Origin of the sequence: Legionella steigerwaltii (genome assembly GCF_001468065.1) — a bacterium.
Classification (GTDB): Bacteria; Pseudomonadota; Gammaproteobacteria; order Legionellales; family Legionellaceae; genus Legionella; species Legionella steigerwaltii.
This window is the reverse complement of the sequence record NZ_LNYZ01000019.1, coordinates 30,128-53,536: the sequence shown is the minus strand read 5'-3', so window position 1 is coordinate 53,536 and position 23,409 is coordinate 30,128. Positions and strand designations below refer to the sequence as shown.

Here is a 23,409-nt window from a genome sequence, read left to right as displayed (position 1 = left end):
ATCGGTAACACCTTTTTCTCCTAAGAAAGTGTTACCTATCATCCCGGTTTAAAGTGTTACCAGTCTACCCGGTTTGTACCCTTTTATCCCCTCGCCCCTTGGGGGAGAGGGCTAGGGTGAGGGGGGTATTCTTAGCTTGATTCAATGCCCGACCAGGCATTCCGGGAACGCTCGCGTGCACGCATACGTTCACATAAATGAGTGCTCAGCCGTCGAAATAAGATAATGAAAAACTGGTTAAAAGACCCTGGCATGCTCCATATTTACGCTTTTTGCGGGATAAATTTTCTTATTTATTACCCTATTTTCCAGCATTTTTTTAATAAAAATAGAATAAATTTAAATCAATTAGATAAAATTTTGTAGAAAAAACGCTAAAAAGTGTTGATTTAAATTTCATCTTATGTAAACCTTGCCCGACTATGAGTAGGAAATTAATTTACATAATAATCGGTATTAGTTGCCTTACATTGGGTTTGATTGGACTGACACTTTATAAAAAAGTTAAGGTTCATGAGAAACCGCTAAGCCATAAAAATGAAACTATTAAAACCGAAACGGTAAAAAAAGGCACGACCAAAAATAATACCCCACATAAGAATGCTGAAAAAATAGCACATAGACGCGCTGAAAAAATTGCGCAGAGTGCTAAAGGAATGGCAAATAAAAGCGCAGAAAAAATTGCGCAAAGTGCTAAAGAGATAGCGAAGCATGCTAAAAAAATAGTGCTTGCTAAAAAAAGTACTCCGCCTAAGCACAGCCCAAGAAAGGTTATTATGAAAAGCAGAAATATTGCTTTAACCAAAGTATCTTTCGATGAATTGCCTGGTTGGGATACTGCAGATGTAAAAAAATCTTTATTAGCATTTCAGAAATCGTGTGAGACGTTTTTAAAACAATCACCATCGCATCCGATTAACACACAACACATCAAATTAAAAGCCCGGGATTGGCAGCCAGCATGTAAGGCGGCTTTATCTCTGGATTCGATTTCAGATGATTCAGCAAAAGAGTTTTTTGAAAAGTGGTTTCACCCTATTGAGTTCGCACAAAAGAAACCAGTTCATGGCTTATTTACGGGCTATTACATGCCTAAAATAAAAGGAAATTTAACAAAAAGTTCCAAATACAATACGCCAATTTATGGGCTGCCAAAGGGCAAATATTCAACTTCCTATACTCGCGAACAAATTGATAATGGAGCTCTTAAGAAAAAAGCACGCGTGATTGCATGGATTCATAGTCCTGCCGAACGACTTTTTTTAGAGATAGAAGGCTCAGGTGTGATTCAGCTACCTGATGGTGAGAATATATATTTAGGCTACGCAGGTGAAAATGGTGCCCCATATACATCAATCGCCAAGGTAATGATTAATAGAGGGATCATGACTCGCCATAATGCATCTAAAGCAGCGATTATCCACTATTTGGAGACGCATCCTGAAAAAGCAAAAACGATTATTCATAAAAACAAATCGTTTGTTTTCTTTGAGGATTTAAAGGAGCCCATGGCGCTTGGGGCTCAGGATGTTGCTTTAACACCTGGCTATTCTTTAGCTGTAGATAAAAAATGGATTCCGCTTGGCGCCCCGCTCTGGTTGGATACAAAACGGCCTGATAAAGAAGATAAAGAGAATGAGAAGCAGTTTCAACGGCTTATGATTGCTCAAGATACGGGCGGGGCGATTCGTGGGTTTATGCGAGGTGATATCTATTGGGGTTCAGGAAAGCTTGCAACCTTTCTAGGTGAGCATATGAAAAATGAAGGCCATTATTGGCTCCTGCTTCCCAAGCATATTTTAAATCGGTTAGCTAAAAAATCACTTTAAACACCTGGTTTTTTAGATTCAGGAAGGTCAACACGATGTTCTTCTCTTTTAAAATCATAATCTTTTAAACTAATCTTGCTCCAAGCATTAAGCACTTCTTGTCGTGCAATGCCCCAAGCAGTTCCTTCTTTCTCTGGGCCTTGCCATGTTAATGGAGTAAAATTGAGTTTTGTTAAATCCTTAAATGATATGATTTCCGTTATTATATTTCCTTGATGACCGTTTCCACGTTTTTTAATTTGTATTAGTTCATGATAGTTTTTGGCACGCCCTTCAAATGGAGAAAGTCCTAGAGTGGCATTGTAGAAGAAAATATCTTTTTTATAGGATGATGTATATCCAATAAGATAAGGTCTTATAAAAGTAGTTGCTTTTCTTTTTCCTTCATTGGATCCGGAACATCGAATAGTCCCATTTTCATGAACTAAATATAAACTGGAACCACGATCTTTTTTTTGAGAGTTCGTGATAAAAATTATAGGTTTATTTAGGGTTCTAGGCGGATAAGAAAATTCTGTGCATTTTTTTTCTTTCATGTACTACTTCCCTCTTAAGTGGAGGCGAAGTGTGCTTGAAAGCGCGATAAATAGCAACTTTTTGGGATAATCTATGAGCAGTTTATAGAGGAAGATTTCTTTTATCGTCTGTCGGAGGTGCAGAGTTAAGGGCATAGACCATTAATAGAATTATAAAAGTAGTCAAAGAAAGATAAAGAAGGATTTTTGCTATAAGGATTAGCGTCGGATCAGTTCCTGTATATCTGTAAATGGCCATAAGAATCGCTATAGCCAAAAAAATAAAAGCTCCTATTAACATTATTTTTCCCTATGATGAAATATTCTCTTATAGAGTAGTCCAAATTTTCTGACCGTGTCGATTTTTTTGCTTAGTTAACTACAGGATCAACCATGCCTAATGCCTTTTCTATAGTTGGACGAATAGACAATAAACTATAACGTTTTTTCTCCTCGTCCTGTGATACGGGAACCAATTGTCCGTTCATCACAAAGGCCCATATCTTCTTAGATTCTGGATATTCTGGGCCATGATTTACCCAATTGCTGTGATCACCCCGACCGTGATCCGTAGTGATGATAACTAGAGTCTGTTTCTCTATTTTTTTTGTTTGTAAATAGCTTAAAATTTTATCTAACACTTCATCATAATAATCCAATGCTTGATGATAGGCCTTTAGATCATCTGCATGTGCCGCTTCATCTGCGTCATCTAGTGATATCCATAAGAAAAGAGGTTCATAGGTGACAAAATAATGCCATGCTTGCGCAAAAGTATATCGATCATAGCGATTCTTGCCTTTAGGATGATCATCACCTTGTTTTTGATTCAACTCATTCATCACCTGATCAGGCTTTAGATTATCAGGATTGTAGACAAATTCCTTTCCATTATTGCTGAACGTTGTTCCCACAACGTGCTCCGTAGCATAACCAATCTCAGGCCAAGAGGAAAAAATTACCACTTCCTTTTTAGACAGATGCAATTGCCGAATAATTCTTTCCGGCAATGTTTCAACTTTAATCCTGCCACAATTATTATCTGCACATGATTGCACTGCCCCTGCCATTTGGCTTTGATAAGAAGGAAGACTGGTTGGCACTGAAGCAGTGTACATAGGAATATTGCCCAAAGGATCTCCGTAAAAAATAACTTTGCTAGCGTGTTTTTCCCAAAATTTTGGGAAATGTTTGTGGTTTTGATAAACATCTTGCCAACGGACGCCATCCAAAGTTATATAAATTACCCGGTTTATTTTTCCTGAAATAGGAGGTATCTCTGTAGTAGCAAATACTATGGGGCAATACAAGAACTCTAAAATTGCAATAACCAATAATTTAATAAACATAAAAACTCCAAAAAATTTTAAAGAGAGAACTGTTATTAAAGTAGGGTATTCAGCTTCATTTGTGCAAATATCTTCTTTTGCTTTAAACCCGATGGTGCCCATCGGGTTAGTACAACTTAGAAAAAGAGAATTCCTTATAATTACGGGCAGACTGTTCCAGGTGGGCAGTTTGTACAAGCAAAGGAGCACAAGCCTAACCATTCGATCGTTGCGAGTTTATTCACTGTTTCTTGGATTAAAGAGATCGTTCGACGTGGGTAAGTGTCATGTGCCTGGATCTTAATAAGAGATTGATATTGGTCCAAAGACTTAGTAGTGCCAGGCGCTGCCAAATCAATTGCCACGAGCTCTTTGTTTGTGAAAGTCTGCGCGGAGAAAACTCCTGGTTCTAGTGAGGTTATGGGATAGATATCTGTTACGATCGCTTGGCTTACATAAAAACCTGCACCACCATTCGCCACAGGTTTTCCAAGACCATCAAAGGTGGCAATAATGTTGGTGGCTCCATCAACCTCTTCGGTATCACTGACAACATAGCGACTAGAATTATCAAGAAAGCACCACCACACAGGAGAAGTTAAATAGGGAGTCAGTCCGGGTTCTGTGCTCCAGTAGCTGTAACTAAGATAGGCTGCCAGCCATTGACCCATTTTTGCCGAGTCAAGATCGTTCCCTTCAAGATCGTCTGCGCTATTTGAGTCTCCAGGTGAAAGCGTATTGCAGGCATGTCGTTGTAGCCGTTCAGCAGATGGTACTTTAGCAGATGGATATCGACTTTGAATGAAATTCACAAAGCCCGTGAACTCTTTCTGAAAGTTCGCATCAGCAACACAGGCTGGGCGTGAGGAACACGATGGCGACGGTACTGCCCACCTACTACTCGCAGGATTGCTAAACTTGGTAACGGGAGAACTTAAAACGGACTTATTCGCTGTTTTTTGTGGCATTGCTTCCGAGTCGGGGGCCACAAGAGGAAGTGATAAGGCTGTGAGACAGATGCTTATAATAGCCCTTTTCTTGCCAAAGTTGGTAATCGTTGCAACAATAGGTCGTCCAATGAACCTACTACCAAGAAATTTTCTCATAACTATTTAACCTCCGTTAAATGATTCCATGTTGATTGTTGCATGAGAGTCCAAATTCTCCGGTTAAACCTGTCTAATATTTGCCCACCAAAATGACTCACAAACATATAATGATCCCTTTTCTTGAAGTAAAATTCATTTCGAAAAAAATAAAATTTGTCTAGCACGTAAAAGGGAACACATAGGATTATGTGATGCATGAACAGAGCTCGTCAATCAATTTGTTTTTTCTTCGATAGCCGCTATCTTTTTGATTAAATGCTTTTTTACGGATTATTAATAATAATTGATGCCTATGATCCTTGGCCTAATTTATATGAGAAGCCATTACAAGTACGCTTGAATGATAACAAATTAAAAGACTTGGGGCAGTTATTTAACTTGCTCTCAAGACTACTTCATCTACAATTACACTTTCTTGAGCTTTTGCGTTTGCTTGCTCTCTACCCTCATTTAGTTGTTCTCTAAATCCTCTAAATGAACCCATTTTTGCTTTCTTATCCTCTATAAGCGCTACTAATTTTACGCCCTTTGATACTAGGGCCAGAGTAGTACTTCGTAGTGTTGCGTCAGCATATTTTGGATTTTCTGCAGTTACCTTCGCTAACGCTTGATGATCAAGATCTTCAAAAAATTGTAATGTTGCCAACAGCACATTTCTTTTTTGCATTTGTACTTCATCACTTAAATCCATAAAACTATGACAATGCTTTAACATACTTTCTTTAACTTCATCCAATTTAGCATGAAGAACAAATCCCTATAAGATTCTCAATTTTCTGGACTTCTTTGGTCCTTGGGATCCGACCCTACTCTTTGTCATGGTGTCTGCAGTCCTTACGACATTGATAGGTTATCGATTGGTACTAAAAAAAGAAAAGCCAATAATTGCTGCAGAATTTCATCTTCCTCAAAATAAGCAAATTACAAAAAAACTTATCATCGGCAGTGCTATTTTTGGGATAGGTTGGGGTCCCGCTGGCTATTGTCCAGGACCATCCATCACCGCGCTTTCAACGTTTAATTTTGATCCAGTTTATTTTGTTATTGGGATGATACTTGGTTCTTATAGTTACTGGTTAATTGATAAAAAAATTTAGAATGATCTTGTTTTTCACTCATTTGATTTTCTAGGCAAGGCATTTCGAGTAGGGGTAATTTTAACGCTTTTTTTATTAGAATAAATTTTTGTTATTTCTGCACCAAGAAAGAAAATTTGTGCTGAATAATAAACCCAAATTAGAAGGATTATTAAAGAGCCTGCAGCACCAAATATTGAAGTGATATGGGCATGATTTAAATAAAAGCCAATTAATATTTTTCCCAAAATAAATAACAAAGACGTACTTAAGGCGCCTACCCATACATTACCCCATTTAAGTTTGACGTCAGGTAAGTGTTTAAACATCATGGCAAAAAGTACAGTGGCTATTATAAAAGAAAAAAAGTAACTCACTATCAATTCAGAAAAAATATCAACCCCTATGAAATAGTGAATATGGCTGCTTAATGCTGCAAGTAAGGTAGTTATTATCAATGAAATTAATAATAATAATGCTGAAGTCAAAACCATAGCAAAGGATAGAAATCTGCTTCTAATGAACGCAAATCGTTTTTTGTCGGGATTAGATTTCACTCCCCAAATAATATTTAATCCTGTTTGAATTTCGCTAAAAATACCTGAGGCACTAAATAATAAGATGAGAATACTAACGATTTGAACATTTAAGGAAGTTGTGCGGAGGGTTGCGTTTTTAATAATTTCTTGAATTTCTAAGGCAACTTGTTTCCCTGCCAAAACACTTATTTGAGTCAATAGTTGATTCCGAGCGGCTTCTTCCCCAAATAAAGAGCCTACTATCGCGATAGAAATTAATAAAATTGGGGCAAGAGAAAATAGAGTGTAGTAGGCAAGAGCCGCTGCAAGGCTTGCTACCCTATCATCTCGCCAATTACTGTAGACTTCCTCTATCCACTTTAATACTTTGATCATGATATAAGATTTACTTAAAGAATTTTTAAGCTTTATTTATAACGTTTAGTTTGTGGTTAAAAAAACTTAAGTGCAATAGAAATTATCGCTCTTTTTTTCTACCTGGGCTTAGAAGAGTCATTGGGAGATTGGTAAACTGCTGTACTAGCGCTTGTAGACAACTCTTAGACAAAAATGGTGTGATCTTAGAGCACCGAAACGCAGCATATAAGGGGTTTTGACGCGCGGCTACAAGCCGCAACCTGTCACGTCTTTAGAAAACAGTTATAATCTCGCAATTGCTCTTGGATATTCCTCTCCTGCAACATGTTCTACCTCAGCAGACAGAGGATCTTCTGGTTGATAATCAGGCCCTAACAAACCGTTGCGCGTGGTGTAGGTGGGTTTTCTCGTTGGCATAATGCGCAGCCCATGTAAATCCATGTCGACCAAAAACTGAGTCAACATTTGTTTTGCAAACGGACTAGCTGGACAACGTCTAGGTCCTGCACCAAATGAGAATAGGTCATCGCCCTCAAGCCATTTTTCTGGCGAAAATGCGCGATTCGGCCCATGCATGGGTCTAAAAAGAAACATTAACATATCACCTTTCTGAAACGATATGGTTTCCCCGTTAATGTTTGCTTGAAAGGGGTTGAGTACCGCGCGGGGAAAATTAGGAATAGGGGTTGCTTGCCATAGTGTTTCCTGAACGACTGCTTGTACGTAAGGTAAGTCTGCTATTCGGTTGTATGTAAATGGCTCTTTGCCCAAAACACGAGCAATTTCTTCGTGCATCTTATCTACCACATCAGGTCTTTGGCTAAGCACATCCAGCATATAAAACATCGTTGCTCCTACATTAGAGGAGGCGAAAATCGTTAGAGGTCCGTGCTCTCGTATAAAGCGATCATTTTCGATGAGATCGCGCACGATCGTTGCTTTTGGATTGTTTTCCTCAAAGTGTGTGCAGTCATCAAAGTTCATCTCGGGGTGTAATTGCTCGGCACGAAATATCCCCAAATCCCAGATGTAATTATTACCTTTGCAAATATTGTCTATGTTTGTAGAAAGAAGTTTCTGTGCAATATCTGCCATAGCTTTGCTCGTTGCCCGAAAGTCAGATCGGAGGCCTGGATGAATTAGGCGGCTTAGGGGATCCATACTTGCTTTTGTAATTAGGCGTGTTGCATCCATGAATATTTTGTGTGTGTCTGGTGGCAGCGCCGACAGATCATAAGTGCCTACGAAGCATGCAGCGATGCACCCTATTGTATGCCATGCGACACTGGCATAGAGATCATCAATGCCTCCATTGGATGTCAGATTCATCGAGTCAAAAGTGCGTTGATTGACTTGGGCAATTCTTTCGAAATTGATCGGTCCGCGGGCGATGGTATTCAAAAAAACTTTGCGTGGTTCAGAGGCTGCCAGTCCATCTTCAGCGAAAAAAACCCTTCCGACCATATGCGTAAATGGCTCAAGGATGTCTCCGCGGCCCAGCTCTGGATATTTTGTCAGCAGTTCTTTGGCAATTTTGCCATCAGTTACCATATAGATGTTTTGTGTGCCAATGTCGATTTTGAAAAATTTTTGTTTTGTGCGCGCAGCCATCTCGTAAAAGAAAGGAGAAGCGCCCTGATCGAATAAACGTCCTAAGTTACGCCAACCTTGTTGGTGCTGCGGTAATGTTTTAGAGCCTGTCTCTGCTTCGGGTATGTTAGGTAATGCGTCATGAGGCGATGTTGCTGGCTTTTGTGTTGTGTTGGGGGCATATGGACATGTTTTTGTATTTGTTTTTTGCGGTTTAAATAATTTCATTTCCATTTTATGGATTCTCTCTTCAATAATTCAAAAAAACCTAATGTTTCTATTTGCTTATGTTTTTACTCATAAAATCAAATGGTAGGTCACTCAAGTGCTATACTGGATGCATTATTTTGTTTTGAACTTGAATATCAGAGAGACAATTTTGAATTTTTCGAAGAAAAGGGTAATCCAATCTTCATCCATAGTTGATGGGGTAGAATTAGAGTTAAGATTTTCACATAATGTAGATTAAAATCCATATTCACTTACTCTTATAATCAATGTAGCAAAGATACATGCTGGCATATAGAGTTGTTCAGCAAGAGTTTTATTAAGCTATTTATCATTATATTATAAATTAGTTAGATTTTGACTGATTTCATTTACTCAAACTCGTAAAAATTTTTAATTACTATGTTTTTCAAATTATTACAGTGATTGTCGTTGGGAAAAAAAATTAGATAAGGCAAAAAGCTCGTTTTATGTCTCTGTCAATAACTCATTAATTGTGTCAGCGCGGACACAATTGTAAATACTAGCCAATTAGTTTTAGAATAATTTTTCATCTGTGAAAAGGATATTCGGTATGAAAAAACACGCCTTTTTTCTTTTCGTTTTAATGAGTATTACGAGTTTTACAGTCAATGCCGAAAGTGGTTTTTTGGGAAGTTGGAATACTACTTTTGGGGTGATGAAATTAGAAAGTGCGGGAGAAAATCAGCTCAAAGGGGTTTATATTTTAAGTCAGCAATCGTGTCAGATTGATGGACATCTCGAAAACAATGGCCAAAAATTCGTTTTTACTTATCGTGAACCTCAGGCCAGTGGAGAAGGCTATTTTAAGCTTTCAGCAGACGGAAAGAGCTTTTCCGGTTTTTGGCGAGAAAAAGGGCATAATGATTGGCACCTCTGGAAAGGTGAACGCTTTGCCACTGAGGAAATGAATTTTGGTGGTGTTTGGAAAACAGATTATGGTTCTATGCGATTAATCCAAAAAGATAATCAAATCGAAGGTGTCTATAATCCTTCAACGAATTCAACGATTCATGGCACTTTAGAAAACAATCGTTTTAATTTCACCTATAAAGAACCAAATGCTGAGGGAGAGGGATGGTTCCAATTAAATGAGGTAGGTAATAGTTTTAAAGGAAAATGGCGCGCGAAAGGGGATACGGAATGGACTGATTGGGGAGGTTCGAGAGTACTTCCAATGCCTGGGATCAAATGGTTAGTCATTGTTGAAGCGCGCTGGGAGACTTCACTTGAGCAACAAGAGTTTTCCTTTGGGGATATGCTGAAAAGCTTTTTCGCAAGAATTTCCAATGTGCAAGTTCGTCATCGATATTTTACGGGTGAAAAAAGTTTCACTAAATGGGTACAACAAATTGCATATCTTCCTGAACCAGTGGTTTTATCCATAGCGTCGCATGGAAGTGTTGATGGAATAACTGTCGGTGACGAAACCATTAGCGGCGAAAAAATAAGCCAGGCTTTAAACTATGCTGCAAATTTAGAGCTTTTACATTTTTCAGCCTGTTTAATGATGAAAGAAAATGTTCCTAAAGAGATTCAAGAGCATATGTCACAGAACGTACAATTTCCAATTTCAGGGTATACCACTTCAGTTGACTGGTCGATGAGCGCAATTATCGAGTTTCTCTATTTTGACATGATTCTTTCAAGAGGAATGCCCCCCCATGTGGCCGCTAATAATCTTTTAAAAATGTTACCCTTAGCTGGCGATACCACTATTGCTAATGTACCATTTGAAGCCGCAGGTTTTGTGATCTTGGAACCTAAATGAGTCAAGATCCATTAGTGTAGCAACTGTCTTGAAATAAATTTAAGACAATTGCTACACTTACTACACACTCTGCCATCAGTCATCCACCGGGATTACAGAGAGTGCATCAATCGTTCGTTATTGGCAATCCACTAAGGTTTTCCTTGATAAAAAGTTACAACCTACACTACTTTTTCAATCTATAATGAGATGGCGTTTTGATTAATTCGAATCTATTGTTTTGAAAAAAAAATATTGTGCTATAGAATGTGGCTGTGTTAAGGAATATGAATTTTTTTTATAATTTAAAGGGATATAGATATATGAATAAAAACATCATCGTTACTGTTCTTATAACAGGAAGTCTACTTACAACGCCACTATTTGCTTCAGATTTTTTTCAAAAATTAATGCCTGGAAAACGATCGTTACATTCGGCCGTTAATGTGCACACAAAACCCATGGCGAAACATAAAAATCAAAATTATACTGATTTTTCAGGCAGTTGGTCAGGTAATTGCTCTTTGGCTGATGATATTGAGATATCTATGGATGTAACGATAGAAAATGATGACACCTACTTTAATATAGATGGTCAGGAGCTTAAGATAGGACCACTTCATACTGAAACAACATCAGATAATTTAAGTGCAGCATATGAACATACTTCGCTCGAATGGAGCAATGACATGTCCATGTTAATAATGAAAGGGGTGTATTTTGACAAAATGCATTCTTTATATCCCCATAATGAAGCGAATCCAATGGAAACTATGATTGGGCAGATTGCTTTTTCTTTAACTAATGAACAACTTACCATAAAAGGACAAACTCTAAGTTTTATAGATTTGGAACAAATGGGTGAATTAAGTACACTCACTTGCACTCTCAGCAAAAAATAAGCATTAGTTGTAACCACTCATTACCGCTCGGTCCGGATTAAGGATCTGAGCCAAGTTTGGGGACGGTCCGGGTCCGTCCCCATTACTCTGTAAGTCTCTTAAAATGTTTCGTTTGATTACATTTCAATACAGTCGAAATTAAAGATCAAACAAAAAAGCTTTTGCGCACCATTAACTCAGGTTACGCTGGGCTCCTACATACTTAGCATACTTTTAACCGTCACTTGATTATAATGATTCGATTCATCGGGAGCAAAATTTTTCCATGAGTCTATTTTTCGCAGTTCATCTAGCAAAAATGACGCAAATGAATGACGATGGTATCTGGTGGATGAGTGAGTTAATAAATTATTAATTTTTGATTTCGCATCGTCCGCTGAAAAGATAATCTGATCAATCTCATTTTGAAGATTCATTGCTCTATCTTGTCCAGATTGACTATGGCGAAGCCAGGTGAAGAATCCATTAGGGCCTCGAATATTTTGATAGTCTGTTTCTTTTTTGTACCAACGCTGATAGTTATTGCACGCATCGTGAACAGCTATTTTAATCAATTTTAATTCGGGTTCTTCTAATGCATCTGCCGTGATATAAGCACTTGCCAGAAGCATTGGATCAGACTGCAGTGTTGAAATCTGCTGTTCATGTATTTCTTTAAAATCAGCAGGTAATTCGTCTAAATCCATTTCCATCTCATGGCCTGGGCTTCGATAATGATCTTCCTCATGGTATCTTTTTAATTCAGTTGCGGTTTTGATATTTCGATCTTCACTGGCGCTACTACCAAAGTAGTATCCTCGTGAAGAAAAAAAGCGCACGCTCCAATCATAATGCGTATCTATTTCTCCATTTCCTTGAATGGAATGTTGTAAAACCGGATTGTCACCTGCATATTTAAATAGGTTTAACCTTACCTTTTTAGGCAAAAGAGATTGATTCTTAAGGAAAAAACTCTTTACCTGATTTAATATATCATCAGAGTCATCGTAAAAATCGATGGTGATTTCTTCCGCTTCAGGGTTTAAGAGAGCCACTCGGTGAGCATGTGCATACATCAGAGTGATTTTACTATGATCAAACATCCACTCACTGTGCTCTTCGCTCTTATTTTTACAGAGGAGTTTTTTATAAGAATCACCTGCTGCTAAATTACGCTGCTCAATTGAGCGGTTTTGTTTTGAAAGAGGATCTTTTTGGGGTTTTCCATAAATATCTGCCATCAAAAATGGCTCGATTAGCACTTCCGCATTTGTTTTTTTCGCAAAGTAGGTTTGAAGAATAGGGAGAGCTGGTACCATGCTACCACCGCGATACCAATTACTATTATCAGATCTTTTATCCTGACGGTTCGTGCCATAGCCAAGGATGAATCTATCGTATTTGTTATTTTGGATATTTCTTTCAATATGTTTGAGTAACGGTTCATTGCTGTTTAATAACCATTGATTATGAGGCTCGTTTTGATATCCTCCAAAAGTGAACTTATGGTACAAGGATCCATCAATATCAAATAACGACAAATTAATTTTCATGGCAACGTTTCGGTGTAAAAAACAACATTTTGTCATAAATATAATCAAAAATCAACGGAAATCCTGGCTCAACCAAAAATATTTGGCGTAATTGCTATGAAGTATGTAAGTGCTTAATCCATACAGATTATTTTCCACTATATCTTCAGAAAACGGTATTGTATAATATCTTGTCAAAGTTTTTGGGATGTGTATTTTATGAAAATTAAGTCCTCAGTTTTTTTAGCTTTAAGCTTATTAGCTTCTAATATTTATGCCTCTACAGCTGAAGAGCAAGCTCAATATTGCAGTGATGCTGGCGGTACAGTGGAAGCTATGACTGCGGAGTTTTTAACTCCTGCAGGCTATGTTAAAGGTCAATCTAAAATGTTCTGTAATTTCTCAGTCGATAATGGTTTTATTTCCATTGGCTTAGAAACATTTTCTGCTGATGAACCAAGCATCGCTGCCACGTTCATGAAAAAAATGCGCCCTATTAAAGATGATTCTCCTTTGTGGGAAGGAGAATTTACTAATCCTGCTCATAATGTGTGTAAAAATATTGGCGGTGCAGGTATTGGATTTATTACAAGTGGTGGATTCTCTAACTCTTTAGGTGAGACGGATATATGCGTATTCGGTGATGGATCTATGGTCAGTGGTTGGTCGTTGATTTATATGGCTAATCACCGTGAAGGCTATGATGCTGTTAAAGAGCAAGTTCGTGCTGAACCGATGAATATTCCTGTTCCCTAAGCTTAGCAAATAGCAACTGTCTTAAATTTCAATTTCAAAACAGTTGCTAATGATTGTAATAATGCCAAATAGTGAATATATTAATTCGTTCAATTTTATAAAGGATTATAAGTGTTTTCCAAATTAACAAATACAATTTTATCTCTCTCCATTTTTGGAACATCTGCTTTCGCAGGTACCATAGGAGTCGTACCTAACCATCAAGGTTTTTTTATTGGGATAGGTGGAAATTACAACTCACTAAGGATTCAGCAGGATTCATGGGGTCTAGGTATTTCGAGTTTATATATTGACGGCGTGTACAATTCTACTGGAATTGCCCAAGGTAACGCTGCCCCTTTTAAAAATTGGAGCCAAAATTTATCACCTGAGGCTCAAGCTGGGTATTTAAGAAACTATAATGATAGTGTTTATTATGGGATAAAATTTACTTATCAATATCTTGGTGCAGTAGCAACTAATCGTGATCTTTACCTTCCTCAAACTGGTGTGCTTACCAGTGCATCAGATACTAAGAGTCCCATGTTTGGATATGCAATTGCTGATTCTGTTGAAATAACCATTAACCACGATATGAATTTATTCGCTTTAATTGGTAAGCAATTTGGTAATAAAAGCATATACTTAGGTGCAGGACCTTCATTAATCAGTTTGCAGTCACAAAACTACAATTCCATTGGTTATGCCATTATTAATGGTGAAACCCTAAATGTTACCGGTTTGGTAAATTATGGTTCGCCTACCATGTGGACGTGGGGTGGCGCAGCCCAAATTGGAATGTCCTATTTTATTACTCCTTCATGGTTTATCGATGCGTCTTATACTTTTTCAGCTTTAGGAAACCGTGTAAGTCGGCATGAACAGTCATTTACTAATACATCTACAATGAATGGTGATAACCTATTAACAACAGGAATACTGGCTACAAAAGATACTTTTAAAACCACACTGTTGCAATCTTTAAATGTTTCCATAAATAGAATGTTTGATTTTTAGTGATGCAATAGCAAGTAGCAAGTAGGTTGGGGCATTTTGCCCCAACCTTGCTATACTCTTCCGGTTTTTTACAATATAAACGTTTTTAATTTTTGGGTTATAGATTATGTTTGCGGTTATTTATCGAGGTTACGTACCCCCTGAAAACGAAGAGAAATATAAAAAATTATGGAAAGTCATCGCAACTTATTTTATTGAAAAGAGGGGGGCAATAGGATCTCGTTTACATAAAACTCATGATGGAGATTTTCTAGCTTATTCATGTTGGCCAGATAAGAAAACCCGTGATGAATCTTGGCCAGGAGAAGATGCTCCAAATGAAATCCTTCCAGATGAAATAAAAGAAGCTATTGTTCAAATTAGAACTCTTTCACGAGATCCATTTGAAGAAACTCACTTGGATGTTCTGGAGGATAAGCTATTTACTAACTGAAATTTTAGTAAAGCGAAGCCAATATCACATTCTATTAGCATCCTAAATGAACAAATGGAACAACATATGAATAAAGATTTTACTTTACGCCTTGCCACCGCTTCTGATTATGATTCACTCTTTGAAATTTATATGGATGAAAAAATTAATCCTTTCCTAAATTTTGAAATTATGGACAAGGAAACGTTTAAAGAAATATTTAATGAGCTAATGAATAGCGGACAAATGTATGTATATGAATTCAAAGATAACATAGTAGCAACTTGTATCGTTATGAGACAAAAACGTAGGGCTAGCCATGTTGCTTCACTAGGGACATTAGCAACGCATCCCAAATTCCAGCATCAAGGTATTGGCACTCAATTTATGAACGCATTAATTGAAAAAGTTAAATTGGAAGGTATCAAAAGAATTGATTTATGTGCGGAAGCCGATAATCCTGTTGCATTGAATTTTTATAAGAAACTTGGGTTTCAACTGGAAGGGATTTTAAAAAAATACTTTAAGAGACCAAAGGAACATCGATATATTGATGAGCATATGCTTGCACTAATCCTTGAATAGAAAGCTTGGGTGAGAAAAAATTCATTGCTCTTCCTCATAGATAAATAATTTTTTTACTTTTCCCCAAAAATTTTTACCTAGAATAAATAGGCTAATAAAAAACACTAGATCTAAAAACAAAATATAAAAATATAAATTCTTTTGTATTGAGGTTGGAAAAAAATAACTAATATATGGCAATAGGAAACCCAGCACTAAAGATACTGAAAAAAATGTGATCCCAATTCGAAATCGTACCCGACTATTAACGGTTGAAACCGAATTTTTTAACCAAAAAAGTATGCGTGATTTAAGATAGCTATAGCCTTCAGTACCTAAAATAATGACAGCAATTAACATACCAATTTCAGGTATGCCAAAAAGTAACACGCTGGAAATAACTGCTTTCATAGGACTGGATATGTTTAATTGCATGATTAGAGGTATTGAAAAGGGTACTAAAAATGAAATCATTAAAATGAGAAAGCCAAAAAATAACTTTGTTTTAGAGATAGTACTGTTAGTCTTTGTTTCTTCTTGCATTATGACCTCATTAAACCAAAACTATTAATAATATAGCTACTTATAGCCATTAAGGTTCAAGTAAGGCGGGGTGATGGCTTCCAGCCGCCTAATATACTTTCTAATTGTTTGGCGACGAGAAGCGCTACATCATCTTGCCAAGGTTTAGCGATTACTTGCACGCCAATGGGTAATCCTTCTTTTGAAGTGCCACAACGTACAACCACACTGGGATTTCCACCTAAGTTATAACTCATACAATAAGTCAGATCCTTAATTTCTTTCAGTGCCATACCATGCGGTTTCGCGCAAGTAGCAACTACAGGACAAAGGATAATGTCATATTTTTCAAAGAAATGGAGCAGTTCCACTCGGAATTGATCCATGTCCCTGACTCTGGCATTCATTTCAGTCACAGAGAGGTTACAGGCTTCGGCCAAATGTATAAATTGCTGGTACAGCGACGATATTTGAGGGTTACCAAAGAGTTGTTGTGTTTCTTTATGTCCTTTAGCTCCGTCACCGCCCAGAAAAGCAGCTTCCCATACTAGTGGCCAGGTTCTACTAAGACATTCGGGTCGATTTTCATCGATAATGCCAACAAAGTCTTTGAGCGCAAACGCTGCATTTTTAACCGCGTCCTGGATATCTTGTGTTGGAGTTCTAATGCCATCATCTGTATAAAAAGCGACACGTAAATTTTTTAATGATTCGGAGATGGATGATTTAAGAGGTAGTGGCATAGTATGTGGATCATAGCCATCAGGCCCAGCTATGATAGGTAAACATAACATCAAATCATCAACAGCGCGCGCCATTGGACCTGTTACCACAAAATGGCTCAATATACCTAAATCCAAACCAAAACCTCCTCCTGTGTTAGGAACACGATATTGGCTAGGTTTTAAACCAGCCACGCCGGAGAAATGGGATGGGACACGGATACTTCCTCCTCCATCAGACCCAATTCCTAAGGAAGAGCATCCTGCAGCAATCGTGGCTCCTTCACCGCCACTACTTCCACCACAAGTGCGTGAAAAATCATAAGGATTTTTGGTTTGACCATAGACCAGATTATCTGATTCCGGGCAGATGAGCATTTCGGGTACATTGGTCATTCCTATAATGATTGCTCCTTCATTTCGTAAACGAGTAGCGACACTTGCTTCGTACATCTTTTGATTTTTAAAAAAATCACGAAAACCCAAACTGCCGCATGAAGTCACAAAATCATTTACGAAAAATGCATCTTTAAACGTTATAGGTAAACCATGTAATTTACCCAATGGCAAACCCTGGGCAATGGCTTGATCTGCTAATCGTGCTCGCTTTAATGCTTCCTCAGTCGGTAAGACTTGTTGCAGGGAATTAATGATAGGATTAATCGTGTCGATTCGATCTAAATAAGCTTGCATGACTTCTACACAAGATAAGTTTTTGGATTGTATCTTTTGTAATGTCTCTGTCGCAGACATGTAATAAATTTCATTCATAAAAACATCCTTATAAAATATTTACCATTGTGCTAGCTCCACAACAATTCCATCAGGACCTTCAATATAAACGAGTTTGCGTTTATGAAAGTTTAAAATGTCACTTATAATTCTTACGCCATTACCTTTTAGTTTTTTGACTTCGGACTCAATATCGTCAACAACAAAGCAAATGTGGTTGTAACCTATTTTATCCAGTCGATTGATGTAGGGGTCATATTGTGGTTCTGGAGAATAAAAATGGAGTAGCTGAATTTCAAAACGTGGATTGGAGTCTTTGTGCACCAGTGTGACATGATCCGCTTTCAAATCTTTTATATGCATATAATTGGCAAAACGCTCACCTTCTATGATTACTGAACATTCTTCCACAAACCCCAAATGTGAAAAAAATTCTTTAGCAGCCATCAAGTTGGTTACGGCGACAGTAACATGGTCAATATTTTTTATCACAAAATCTTCCTGAATTATGTGCTTATTTATTACTGATTATAGACTAAGATCCTTTGATACCCGGCAATTTAAGGTTGTATATAGTCCTCAAACTTCACTTGAGAGAACGAATCCGGATTCATTCTGCACATGCAAGAAACTGATTAAATGATTTGAAACAGAGCAAGTATAAGTATGAGATCGATAAATATATGCAAGGAAGACGATAGATTTGATCTTTGTTCGCAAAAGCAGCTGTTTACGAGCCATGATTAAGCAGTGAGGGTAAATTTGAGTGAGACGGCGTCATGGGCGCCTTCATTGATGCCAGTAATAATATTCTGGGAAGTTTGGATATCAATATGTTCCTTTTTAAAAAAACCATGACCATAACCGAAATCAACAGTGAGATGGTCCATCAATTGATATCCAGTGGAAAAACCAGTAATCAAACTGTCTCCAGGGCCTATTTGAAATCTTCCATTTGAGGGGGACTGATTATATGTTCCTGCTACTCGGACTACCCACTTTGGGGACACTTGATAAATTGTTCCGAGGGTTAGAAGCCAACTGTTGTGAAAGTGATAATTAATGCGCGCCAAGGGGGCGATAAAGGCTTGGGAGCCGAATTGAGTTGCAAAATTATGAAGAGAAACTTCTTTAAAGATATTCCATTGCAGGTATTGAACAGTTCCTAAAAACCCTAATTTTTCATTGATAAAATGGCTTAGTGTCATGACACTTCTTGCAGGTGTCCAATATTTAAAATGATAGTCATCCGAAGAAATACTTTGCGAACCAGTTATCGTACTCCTACCTTGAAAATTATAAGTTACCGCACTGCGGTAATTAAAACCCAAGGCTGTTTTTTTACCGGGTTTAAGGAGTATCCCGAAATCACCGCCCAAGCTGGTTGCTTGACTATCATTCAAACTATGGCTTTCAGGAATATTCAACCGTGGGATGCCTGCAACAATAGGTTCCTGGATGAGATGAGCATAGGTAAAATTTAAATTTCCCCCTATGGAAAGAAATTGGTTAATTTTAATGCCAAGTGCGGGAATAAAATCAATATTTTTCGTTTGATTGCGCGCAAGAAAATAGCGAAGAATCGGTTGGTTATCTGATTCGCGATTAAAATCATTCGCAACGACAGCAAAACCCGCCACGAACCGTTCATTTATAGGGATGCTAAGATACATCGAAGGCAAGAAAAAATTGGATTTAGAGGTGGTTGAGCCCGATTCAGCACCCCCAAAAGGAATTTTTTGCGCACTCCCGCTAAACTCAAATTCCGCTCTTGCTAGGGTACCAAGAAAAATAAGTTGTTGGTGAGGTGAAATAGTTAATGCCGCCGGATTAAAGTAAACCGCTGTGGCATCCTTCACCACAGCAGTGCCAATTGTTTGCTCAATAAAAGAGGCATGTAATGGCGAGCCTAATAACGGAAACCCTATGATCACGTACTTTCTTAAATCAATTAAGCTTAACATGAGCTTGAGGCAAGAATGGGAATATCTTACAAGTTGTAAGAGTATTTTTTCATATAGTCAAGATTATTTAATTAACGGCATAAGATCCCACTCATATTATTTAAAGATAAAAAAATATTAACTTGCAGAGCCCAGTTCGTTAAATAAAGTGAGCTGCTCTGATGGATAGGCAAATACTTGAGTTAATAGTTAACAATCAATTTCTAGCTAAAGCTCAGGCTTTTCAGCCCAGCCTACGCTTATTGATCATTATCTACTCTTTAAGTTGTTTTTGTTGAATGCTAGTGTAAAATTTGGAAAATAAAATTTCAAAAATAAAGATGTATGAGTATTTATAGAGCTATTATTGAATTAGAAAATTTAAAAAAAAGACTTCCCTATTATTCAGAAAAAAACCTTTTGTTGAAAAAAAATTAAAGCAATTAAGAAAATCTTTTCGAGCGCCATTATCAGATTATTATCATAAAATTTATGAACAATTAGACACTGAAATAAAAAGCACCTCTCAAAGCTTTTATCAATTAAAATTAATCAAAGTTAGAAATTTTATATTTGAAGTCATTAAAAAACAAAAAAATTTTCAATCCCAAGCAAGGGAATTTAATTATAAAGCAGCTCTGAGTGTTGATAAAATGCTGCAACAAATTCAACTTATGGGTGGAGTCCTAATTTTACCAATTCAACAGTCTAAAGATATTCGCTGTGGTAATTCACAAGGGGAATGCTCTGGGTATATTACAGAATGGGCACTTTGCTTAATCAATGGCAAAAAACCGTTTGGTGTTACTCCACAAAAACCCCCTTTTAAATCAGTCAATTTACAAGTAAGGCGTTTTTTTCCAGATGCAAATCACCTCGCTCCTTTAACAGAAAGAATTTGTAGTTTACAAGATTTATATGGTTCTCGCGTGTGGGTTGGTAAGATTGCAGATATATTTTCTGCTAAACCAGTTTGGAAGCAAAATATCCAGGGATTACATTTCCATAAAAATACAGAAGAGATTGCTAATAAATTAATCTTCTTAGCCAAACAAAACACCCACGAAATTTTTCAATTGTCGTTGTTAGGTGTTTCTGGTCACACCATTGGTTTCTATAGAGATGAAAATAAAAATTATCACTTTCTCGATGCAAATAAGGGATGGTTCATGTTTCACAGCAGCAAAGCATTTAAAAAATTCCTACCCTTTTATTTTAATAAATTAAATTATACGTCTCGCTATTGGTCACATATGATCAATTCTTATTCTGTAGAAGGCACCCCTCAAGCAACTTTACCGACATCTTTTATTTCAGCGAATATTCGGTACACACTTAATAAGCTGTATACCGATTATATTGTTTTAGTGACTAAAAAAATAAAAGAAAAAATAAACAAATTTATTGCAATTATCTTTCCTGAAAAGACGATAGATATTAAAAGCCATACAGAATTTCATTTATCTTATAATAATAAAATATTATCCAAGGATGATTTTGAATTTCCACTTAGAAAAAAATCTTTGCCGGTACAAAAAAATTATCATAATTCTGCGGGCATTCTTGATATTTCCTATAAAGGAATCAAACGTGAGCAGAATGTTTGTGATGATACGCAACAAAAAAAATCGGCTAATATTTATCGCGTATAATTCTTTCTTAAATTAACCTAATGTTATGCCCTTAATTTGGCGAAAAACGTCTTACATCATATGTCAGTAATCTAAAATAATCGTATGACATGTAAAACTGACCATTATCCCCCCAATTACTTCCCCAAGAGTTACGTAAAGTTAATAATCCGGTGTGTTTCTTACCGTAATTATCAACTGCAACTGCATTATCATCATAACCTGTAATGATCATTCCATGTGCTGCTTGTGCATTTGGTACACCAATTAACACATCTGATGTGATTAACCAAGTATCGTTCTTTGTTTTATAATTTCCAACGGCACCAACAACACCTAAGTCAATGCGTGGTAGCATGACCGAAAAAACCGATCTGTCGCCTGATTGGAGCGCTTCTTTCACTTCAGCTAATGTCCAAGCAGAACTGATCCTCCAATATATATTAGACCAATTCACTATTTTACCGAAAATTAGCTCATTCATTGTGCCGTATTGTTGGGGATCTATATAAGACTCAGGTTTCTTATTCGAATAAGTGGGGTACTCAGTCAAACCACCACACCCGATGGTTGTTTGTTTCTCTTTATTAACAATTCCATATTGTTCGATCTGATTTATTACTGCAATAGGATAATTACCATCCCAACCACTCAGAGCATATCCATGTTTTTCTAAGTAATTGCCTAGCTGTAAATGACAAAGTTGGCTAATGTAGTCTCCATGACCGATTATGGCGTCAAGCGCACCAGTTATGGCAAATGTGATGCATGTTCCATGTGTACCTTGGTCGAGTACAGGAACATGATTCATGGCCAATTGAACCATTTTAGGAGTTTCAGCATTTAGCAATGAATGCGAAGGCTGAGAATGATCTGTGACAATCTCTTTAATGCGTCTTTCCAGCAGTTTTTTAGCCTCATCAGACAGCTCAATTTTAAGCAATTGAATGACCTTTGTGTTATTAAGCCCATTGTAATTGGAAGAAGAATCGGCAGTCGGTTGTATTGAATGCTTTAGTGAGCCAATAACATGAACATCTCCAGAAAAGGCCCCCTTAATTATCAATAAAGTTAAAATAGCCACTTGTATTAAAGGTGTTATAATTCTCGCTGGTTTCATAATAATCGACACTTTGAAACATTATTAGGAACCCATTATTTTCTTTTATCAATCAATTTGCAACTTATGTTTAGAAGACCTTGAAATTACAGATATAATAGATAGTTTAAAAATAAAAATTAAAGCTAAGGGCAGGGTCGATTTGCTGATTTTATTTGTCGGAGTGACAGAAGTTGAACCTGCGTCCCCTGCCTCCCGAAGGCAGTGCTCTACCAGGCTGAGCTACACTCCGTGTTGAGCAGTCACAGGCTACTTAAGTGTTAAGAAATCAATAGCTTCTTTGCAAAGCAAATTGAGCTAAATTGATAAGCGCCTTTTTATATTGTGTATCAGGTAATATCATCAAAGCGGATAAGGCTTTGTCTACTTCTTGTGCTGCAATGTTCTTGGTATATTCTATTGCTTTGGTTTCTTCGAGGGCCACAAGAATATCGGGTAAAAAATCCAAGCTGCCTTTTTTCAGGCTTTCTATGATTTGTTGTTTTTGTAGCTCGGTGCCATGCTGCAATGCGTGAATTAAAGGTAATGTGGCTTTTCCATCAGCCAAGTCGTCTCCAATATTTTTGCCAATAGTTTTGGCATCAGAGCAATAATCCAGAGCATCATCTATCAGTTGAAATGCATTACCCAAATGTAGTCCATAGGCATAGAGGCTGTCTTGCATTTCCTTGGAGGCGTTGCTGATCATTGGACCTATACAGGAAGCTGCCGCAAATAAAAGAGCAGTTTTTGCACGAATTACATCAAAATATTCATCAAAAGTTAGCGTAGGGTTATGACGGTTCGATAATTGTTTGACTTCACCACAGCTGATCTCAAGTGCTGTTTTGGCAAAAAGCTTAAGTACCTCTGGATTACCGGAATCCACGATTAATTCGATGGATTGTGTAAAAAGGTAATCGCCAACCAGAATACTTGCTTTGCTACCCCAGATGTCATTTGCAGTCTGACGTCCTCTTCTTAAGGTGGATTCGTCAATGACGTCATCGTGTAGAAGCGTGGCTGTATGGAAAAATTCCACCATAGCAGCCAGAGTAATATGTTCCTTACCTTGATAACCACATGCATTACTTGCTAAAAGAACCAACAATGGCCGCAGTCTTTTACCACCGCTTTCTATTATATGGTGGGACATATCATCAATTAAACCGATTTGCGATTCAATTTTATTTACAATTAAAGCATTAACCGCATTAAAATCGTCACTAACCAGCGCGCGTATACTGTCAATCGACATTGTTTGTCCTCTACGATTC

Annotated in this window: 21 protein-coding genes, 1 tRNA gene and 1 pseudogene; 9 read left to right on the top strand and 14 right to left on the bottom strand. The window is 37.3% G+C overall.

Translation table 11 applies throughout. From position 1 onward, the window contains the following. Window positions 1-422: 422 nt before the first annotated feature. Window positions 423-1,829, top strand: coding sequence for a murein transglycosylase A (gene mltA, locus Lstg_RS12065; RefSeq protein ID WP_172462823.1), 1,407 nt, complete (start codon window positions 423-425; stop codon window positions 1,827-1,829). Here mltA and Lstg_RS12060 read toward each other — a convergent pair. The 4 genes from Lstg_RS12060 to Lstg_RS12040 all read right to left on the bottom strand — a co-directional run bounded on the left by Lstg_RS12060 (window position 1,826) and on the right by Lstg_RS12040 (window position 5,496). Continuing rightward, window positions 1,826-2,365: a hypothetical protein gene (locus tag Lstg_RS12060; protein ID WP_058477936.1), complete on the bottom strand. Its 540-nt coding sequence runs from the start codon at window positions 2,363-2,365 to the stop codon at window positions 1,826-1,828. The genes mltA and Lstg_RS12060 overlap by 4 nt on opposite strands. Window positions 2,366-2,715: 350 nt before the next feature. Further along, window positions 2,716-3,693: an alkaline phosphatase family protein gene (locus Lstg_RS12050; protein WP_162264080.1), complete on the bottom strand. Its 978-nt coding sequence runs from the start codon at window positions 3,691-3,693 to the stop codon at window positions 2,716-2,718. 140 nt (window positions 3,694-3,833) lie between these two features. Continuing rightward, on the bottom strand, window positions 3,834-4,778 hold the full coding sequence (locus Lstg_RS12045; RefSeq protein ID WP_058477933.1) for a hypothetical protein: 945 nt from the start codon (window positions 4,776-4,778) through the stop codon (window positions 3,834-3,836). A gap of 376 nt (window positions 4,779-5,154) precedes the next feature. Then, the gene (locus Lstg_RS12040) at window positions 5,155-5,496 is read right to left on the bottom strand and encodes a hypothetical protein (protein WP_133129211.1); all 342 of its coding nucleotides are present in this window, start codon (window positions 5,494-5,496) and stop codon (window positions 5,155-5,157) included. A 46-nt stretch (window positions 5,497-5,542) separates the two neighbouring features. Here Lstg_RS12040 and Lstg_RS18005 point away from each other — a divergent pair. Next, window positions 5,543-5,878, top strand: a pseudogene (locus Lstg_RS18005) (DUF6691 family protein); the annotation flags it as partial. 14 nt (window positions 5,879-5,892) lie between these two features. Here the strand turns inward: Lstg_RS18005 and Lstg_RS12030 are convergent. Both Lstg_RS12030 and Lstg_RS12025 read right to left on the bottom strand, forming a co-directional pair. Further along, window positions 5,893-6,771 (bottom strand): YihY/virulence factor BrkB family protein, encoded by an 879-nt coding sequence (locus tag Lstg_RS12030; protein WP_058477931.1) that lies wholly within the window; start codon window positions 6,769-6,771, stop codon window positions 5,893-5,895. A gap of 264 nt (window positions 6,772-7,035) precedes the next feature. Then, on the bottom strand, window positions 7,036-8,577 hold the full coding sequence (locus Lstg_RS12025; RefSeq protein ID WP_058477930.1) for a cytochrome P450: 1,542 nt from the start codon (window positions 8,575-8,577) through the stop codon (window positions 7,036-7,038). Window positions 8,578-9,145: 568 nt separating this feature from the next. Between Lstg_RS12025 and Lstg_RS12020 the strand changes: the two genes are divergently transcribed. Continuing rightward, complete coding sequence (locus tag Lstg_RS12020) at window positions 9,146-10,363, top strand: hypothetical protein (RefSeq protein ID WP_058477929.1); 1,218 nt, start codon at window positions 9,146-9,148, stop codon at window positions 10,361-10,363. Between the two features lie 302 nt (window positions 10,364-10,665). Further along, window positions 10,666-11,244 (top strand): hypothetical protein, encoded by a 579-nt coding sequence (locus Lstg_RS12015; protein WP_058477928.1) that lies wholly within the window; start codon window positions 10,666-10,668, stop codon window positions 11,242-11,244. 194 nt (window positions 11,245-11,438) lie between these two features. On the opposite strand, the gene Lstg_RS12010 is transcribed toward Lstg_RS12015, so the two are convergent. Continuing rightward, window positions 11,439-12,776 (bottom strand): hypothetical protein, encoded by a 1,338-nt coding sequence (locus tag Lstg_RS12010; RefSeq protein ID WP_133129210.1) that lies wholly within the window; start codon window positions 12,774-12,776, stop codon window positions 11,439-11,441. 198 nt (window positions 12,777-12,974) lie between these two features. On the opposite strand from Lstg_RS12010, the gene Lstg_RS12005 reads away from it, so the two are divergent. The 4 genes from Lstg_RS12005 to Lstg_RS11990 all read left to right on the top strand — a co-directional run bounded on the left by Lstg_RS12005 (window position 12,975) and on the right by Lstg_RS11990 (window position 15,504). After that, window positions 12,975-13,511: a hypothetical protein gene (locus Lstg_RS12005; RefSeq protein WP_058477926.1), complete on the top strand. Its 537-nt coding sequence runs from the start codon at window positions 12,975-12,977 to the stop codon at window positions 13,509-13,511. Window positions 13,512-13,622: 111 nt separating this feature from the next. Continuing rightward, entirely contained in the window at window positions 13,623-14,507 is an 885-nt protein-coding gene (locus Lstg_RS12000; protein WP_058477925.1) for an outer membrane protein, read from the top strand. 106 nt (window positions 14,508-14,613) lie between these two features. Beyond that, entirely contained in the window at window positions 14,614-14,940 is a 327-nt protein-coding gene (locus Lstg_RS11995; RefSeq protein WP_058477924.1) for an antibiotic biosynthesis monooxygenase family protein, read from the top strand. A gap of 66 nt (window positions 14,941-15,006) precedes the next feature. Beyond that, window positions 15,007-15,504: a GNAT family N-acetyltransferase gene (locus Lstg_RS11990; protein WP_058477923.1), complete on the top strand. Its 498-nt coding sequence runs from the start codon at window positions 15,007-15,009 to the stop codon at window positions 15,502-15,504. Between the two features lie 21 nt (window positions 15,505-15,525). Here Lstg_RS11990 and Lstg_RS11985 read toward each other — a convergent pair whose 3' ends face one another. The 4 genes from Lstg_RS11985 to Lstg_RS11970 all read right to left on the bottom strand — a co-directional run bounded on the left by Lstg_RS11985 (window position 15,526) and on the right by Lstg_RS11970 (window position 19,393). Next, window positions 15,526-16,026 (bottom strand): hypothetical protein, encoded by a 501-nt coding sequence (locus Lstg_RS11985; RefSeq protein WP_058477922.1) that lies wholly within the window; start codon window positions 16,024-16,026, stop codon window positions 15,526-15,528. 56 nt (window positions 16,027-16,082) lie between these two features. After that, entirely contained in the window at window positions 16,083-17,498 is a 1,416-nt protein-coding gene (locus tag Lstg_RS11980; protein ID WP_058477921.1) for an amidase, read from the bottom strand. Between the two features lie 21 nt (window positions 17,499-17,519). Then, window positions 17,520-17,951: a VOC family protein gene (locus tag Lstg_RS11975; RefSeq protein ID WP_058477920.1), complete on the bottom strand. Its 432-nt coding sequence runs from the start codon at window positions 17,949-17,951 to the stop codon at window positions 17,520-17,522. 251 nt (window positions 17,952-18,202) lie between these two features. Continuing rightward, complete coding sequence (locus Lstg_RS11970) at window positions 18,203-19,393, bottom strand: OmpP1/FadL family transporter (RefSeq protein ID WP_058477919.1); 1,191 nt, start codon at window positions 19,391-19,393, stop codon at window positions 18,203-18,205. Window positions 19,394-20,055: 662 nt separating this feature from the next. On the opposite strand from Lstg_RS11970, the gene Lstg_RS11965 reads away from it, so the two are divergent. After that, window positions 20,056-21,054, top strand: a complete 999-nt coding sequence (locus Lstg_RS11965; protein ID WP_238585422.1) for a YopT-type cysteine protease domain-containing protein — start codon at window positions 20,056-20,058, stop codon at window positions 21,052-21,054. A 31-nt stretch (window positions 21,055-21,085) separates the two neighbouring features. Here Lstg_RS11965 and Lstg_RS11960 read toward each other — a convergent pair whose 3' ends face one another. The 3 genes from Lstg_RS11960 to Lstg_RS11950 form a co-directional block, all read right to left on the bottom strand. Next, window positions 21,086-22,153: a C1 family peptidase gene (locus Lstg_RS11960; protein WP_058477918.1), complete on the bottom strand. Its 1,068-nt coding sequence runs from the start codon at window positions 22,151-22,153 to the stop codon at window positions 21,086-21,088. Window positions 22,154-22,311: 158 nt separating this feature from the next. Next, window positions 22,312-22,385: transfer RNA gene (locus tag Lstg_RS11955), tRNA-Pro, on the bottom strand. Between the two features lie 36 nt (window positions 22,386-22,421). Further along, a complete protein-coding gene (locus tag Lstg_RS11950) occupies window positions 22,422-23,390 on the bottom strand; it encodes a polyprenyl synthetase family protein (protein ID WP_058477917.1) in 969 nt (322 codons plus the stop codon). Between the last annotated feature and the right edge of the window lie 19 nt (window positions 23,391-23,409).

Excerpts from the sequence above, each read along its gene's own strand:
- Lstg_RS12030 (WP_058477931.1), bottom strand. The coding sequence starts at position 6,771 with ATGATCAAAGTATTAAAGTGGATAGAGGAAGTCTACAGTAATTGGCGA.
- Lstg_RS11995 (WP_058477924.1), top strand. The coding sequence starts at position 14,614 with ATGTTTGCGGTTATTTATCGAGGTTACGTACCCCCTGAAAACGAAGAG.
- Lstg_RS11985 (WP_058477922.1), bottom strand. The coding sequence starts at position 16,026 with ATGCAAGAAGAAACAAAGACTAACAGTACTATCTCTAAAACAAAGTTA.
- Lstg_RS12015 (WP_058477928.1), top strand. The coding sequence starts at position 10,666 with ATGAATAAAAACATCATCGTTACTGTTCTTATAACAGGAAGTCTACTT.
- Lstg_RS12005 (WP_058477926.1), top strand. The coding sequence starts at position 12,975 with ATGAAAATTAAGTCCTCAGTTTTTTTAGCTTTAAGCTTATTAGCTTCT.
- Lstg_RS11965 (WP_238585422.1), top strand. The coding sequence starts at position 20,056 with ATGCTGCAACAAATTCAACTTATGGGTGGAGTCCTAATTTTACCAATT.
- Lstg_RS11950 (WP_058477917.1), bottom strand. The coding sequence starts at position 23,390 with ATGTCGATTGACAGTATACGCGCGCTGGTTAGTGACGATTTTAATGCG.
- Lstg_RS12010 (WP_133129210.1), bottom strand. The coding sequence starts at position 12,776 with ATGAAAATTAATTTGTCGTTATTTGATATTGATGGATCCTTGTACCAT.
- Lstg_RS12045 (WP_058477933.1), bottom strand. The coding sequence starts at position 4,778 with ATGAGAAAATTTCTTGGTAGTAGGTTCATTGGACGACCTATTGTTGCA.
- Lstg_RS11960 (WP_058477918.1), bottom strand. The coding sequence starts at position 22,153 with ATGAAACCAGCGAGAATTATAACACCTTTAATACAAGTGGCTATTTTA.
- Lstg_RS12025 (WP_058477930.1), bottom strand. The coding sequence starts at position 8,577 with ATGGAAATGAAATTATTTAAACCGCAAAAAACAAATACAAAAACATGT.
- mltA (WP_172462823.1), top strand. The coding sequence starts at position 423 with ATGAGTAGGAAATTAATTTACATAATAATCGGTATTAGTTGCCTTACA.
- Lstg_RS11990 (WP_058477923.1), top strand. The coding sequence starts at position 15,007 with ATGAATAAAGATTTTACTTTACGCCTTGCCACCGCTTCTGATTATGAT.
- Lstg_RS12020 (WP_058477929.1), top strand. The coding sequence starts at position 9,146 with ATGAAAAAACACGCCTTTTTTCTTTTCGTTTTAATGAGTATTACGAGT.
- Lstg_RS12060 (WP_058477936.1), bottom strand. The coding sequence starts at position 2,365 with ATGAAAGAAAAAAAATGCACAGAATTTTCTTATCCGCCTAGAACCCTA.
- Lstg_RS12040 (WP_133129211.1), bottom strand. The coding sequence starts at position 5,496 with ATGTTAAAGCATTGTCATAGTTTTATGGATTTAAGTGATGAAGTACAA.
- Lstg_RS11980 (WP_058477921.1), bottom strand. The coding sequence starts at position 17,498 with ATGAATGAAATTTATTACATGTCTGCGACAGAGACATTACAAAAGATA.
- Lstg_RS12050 (WP_162264080.1), bottom strand. The coding sequence starts at position 3,693 with ATGTTTATTAAATTATTGGTTATTGCAATTTTAGAGTTCTTGTATTGC.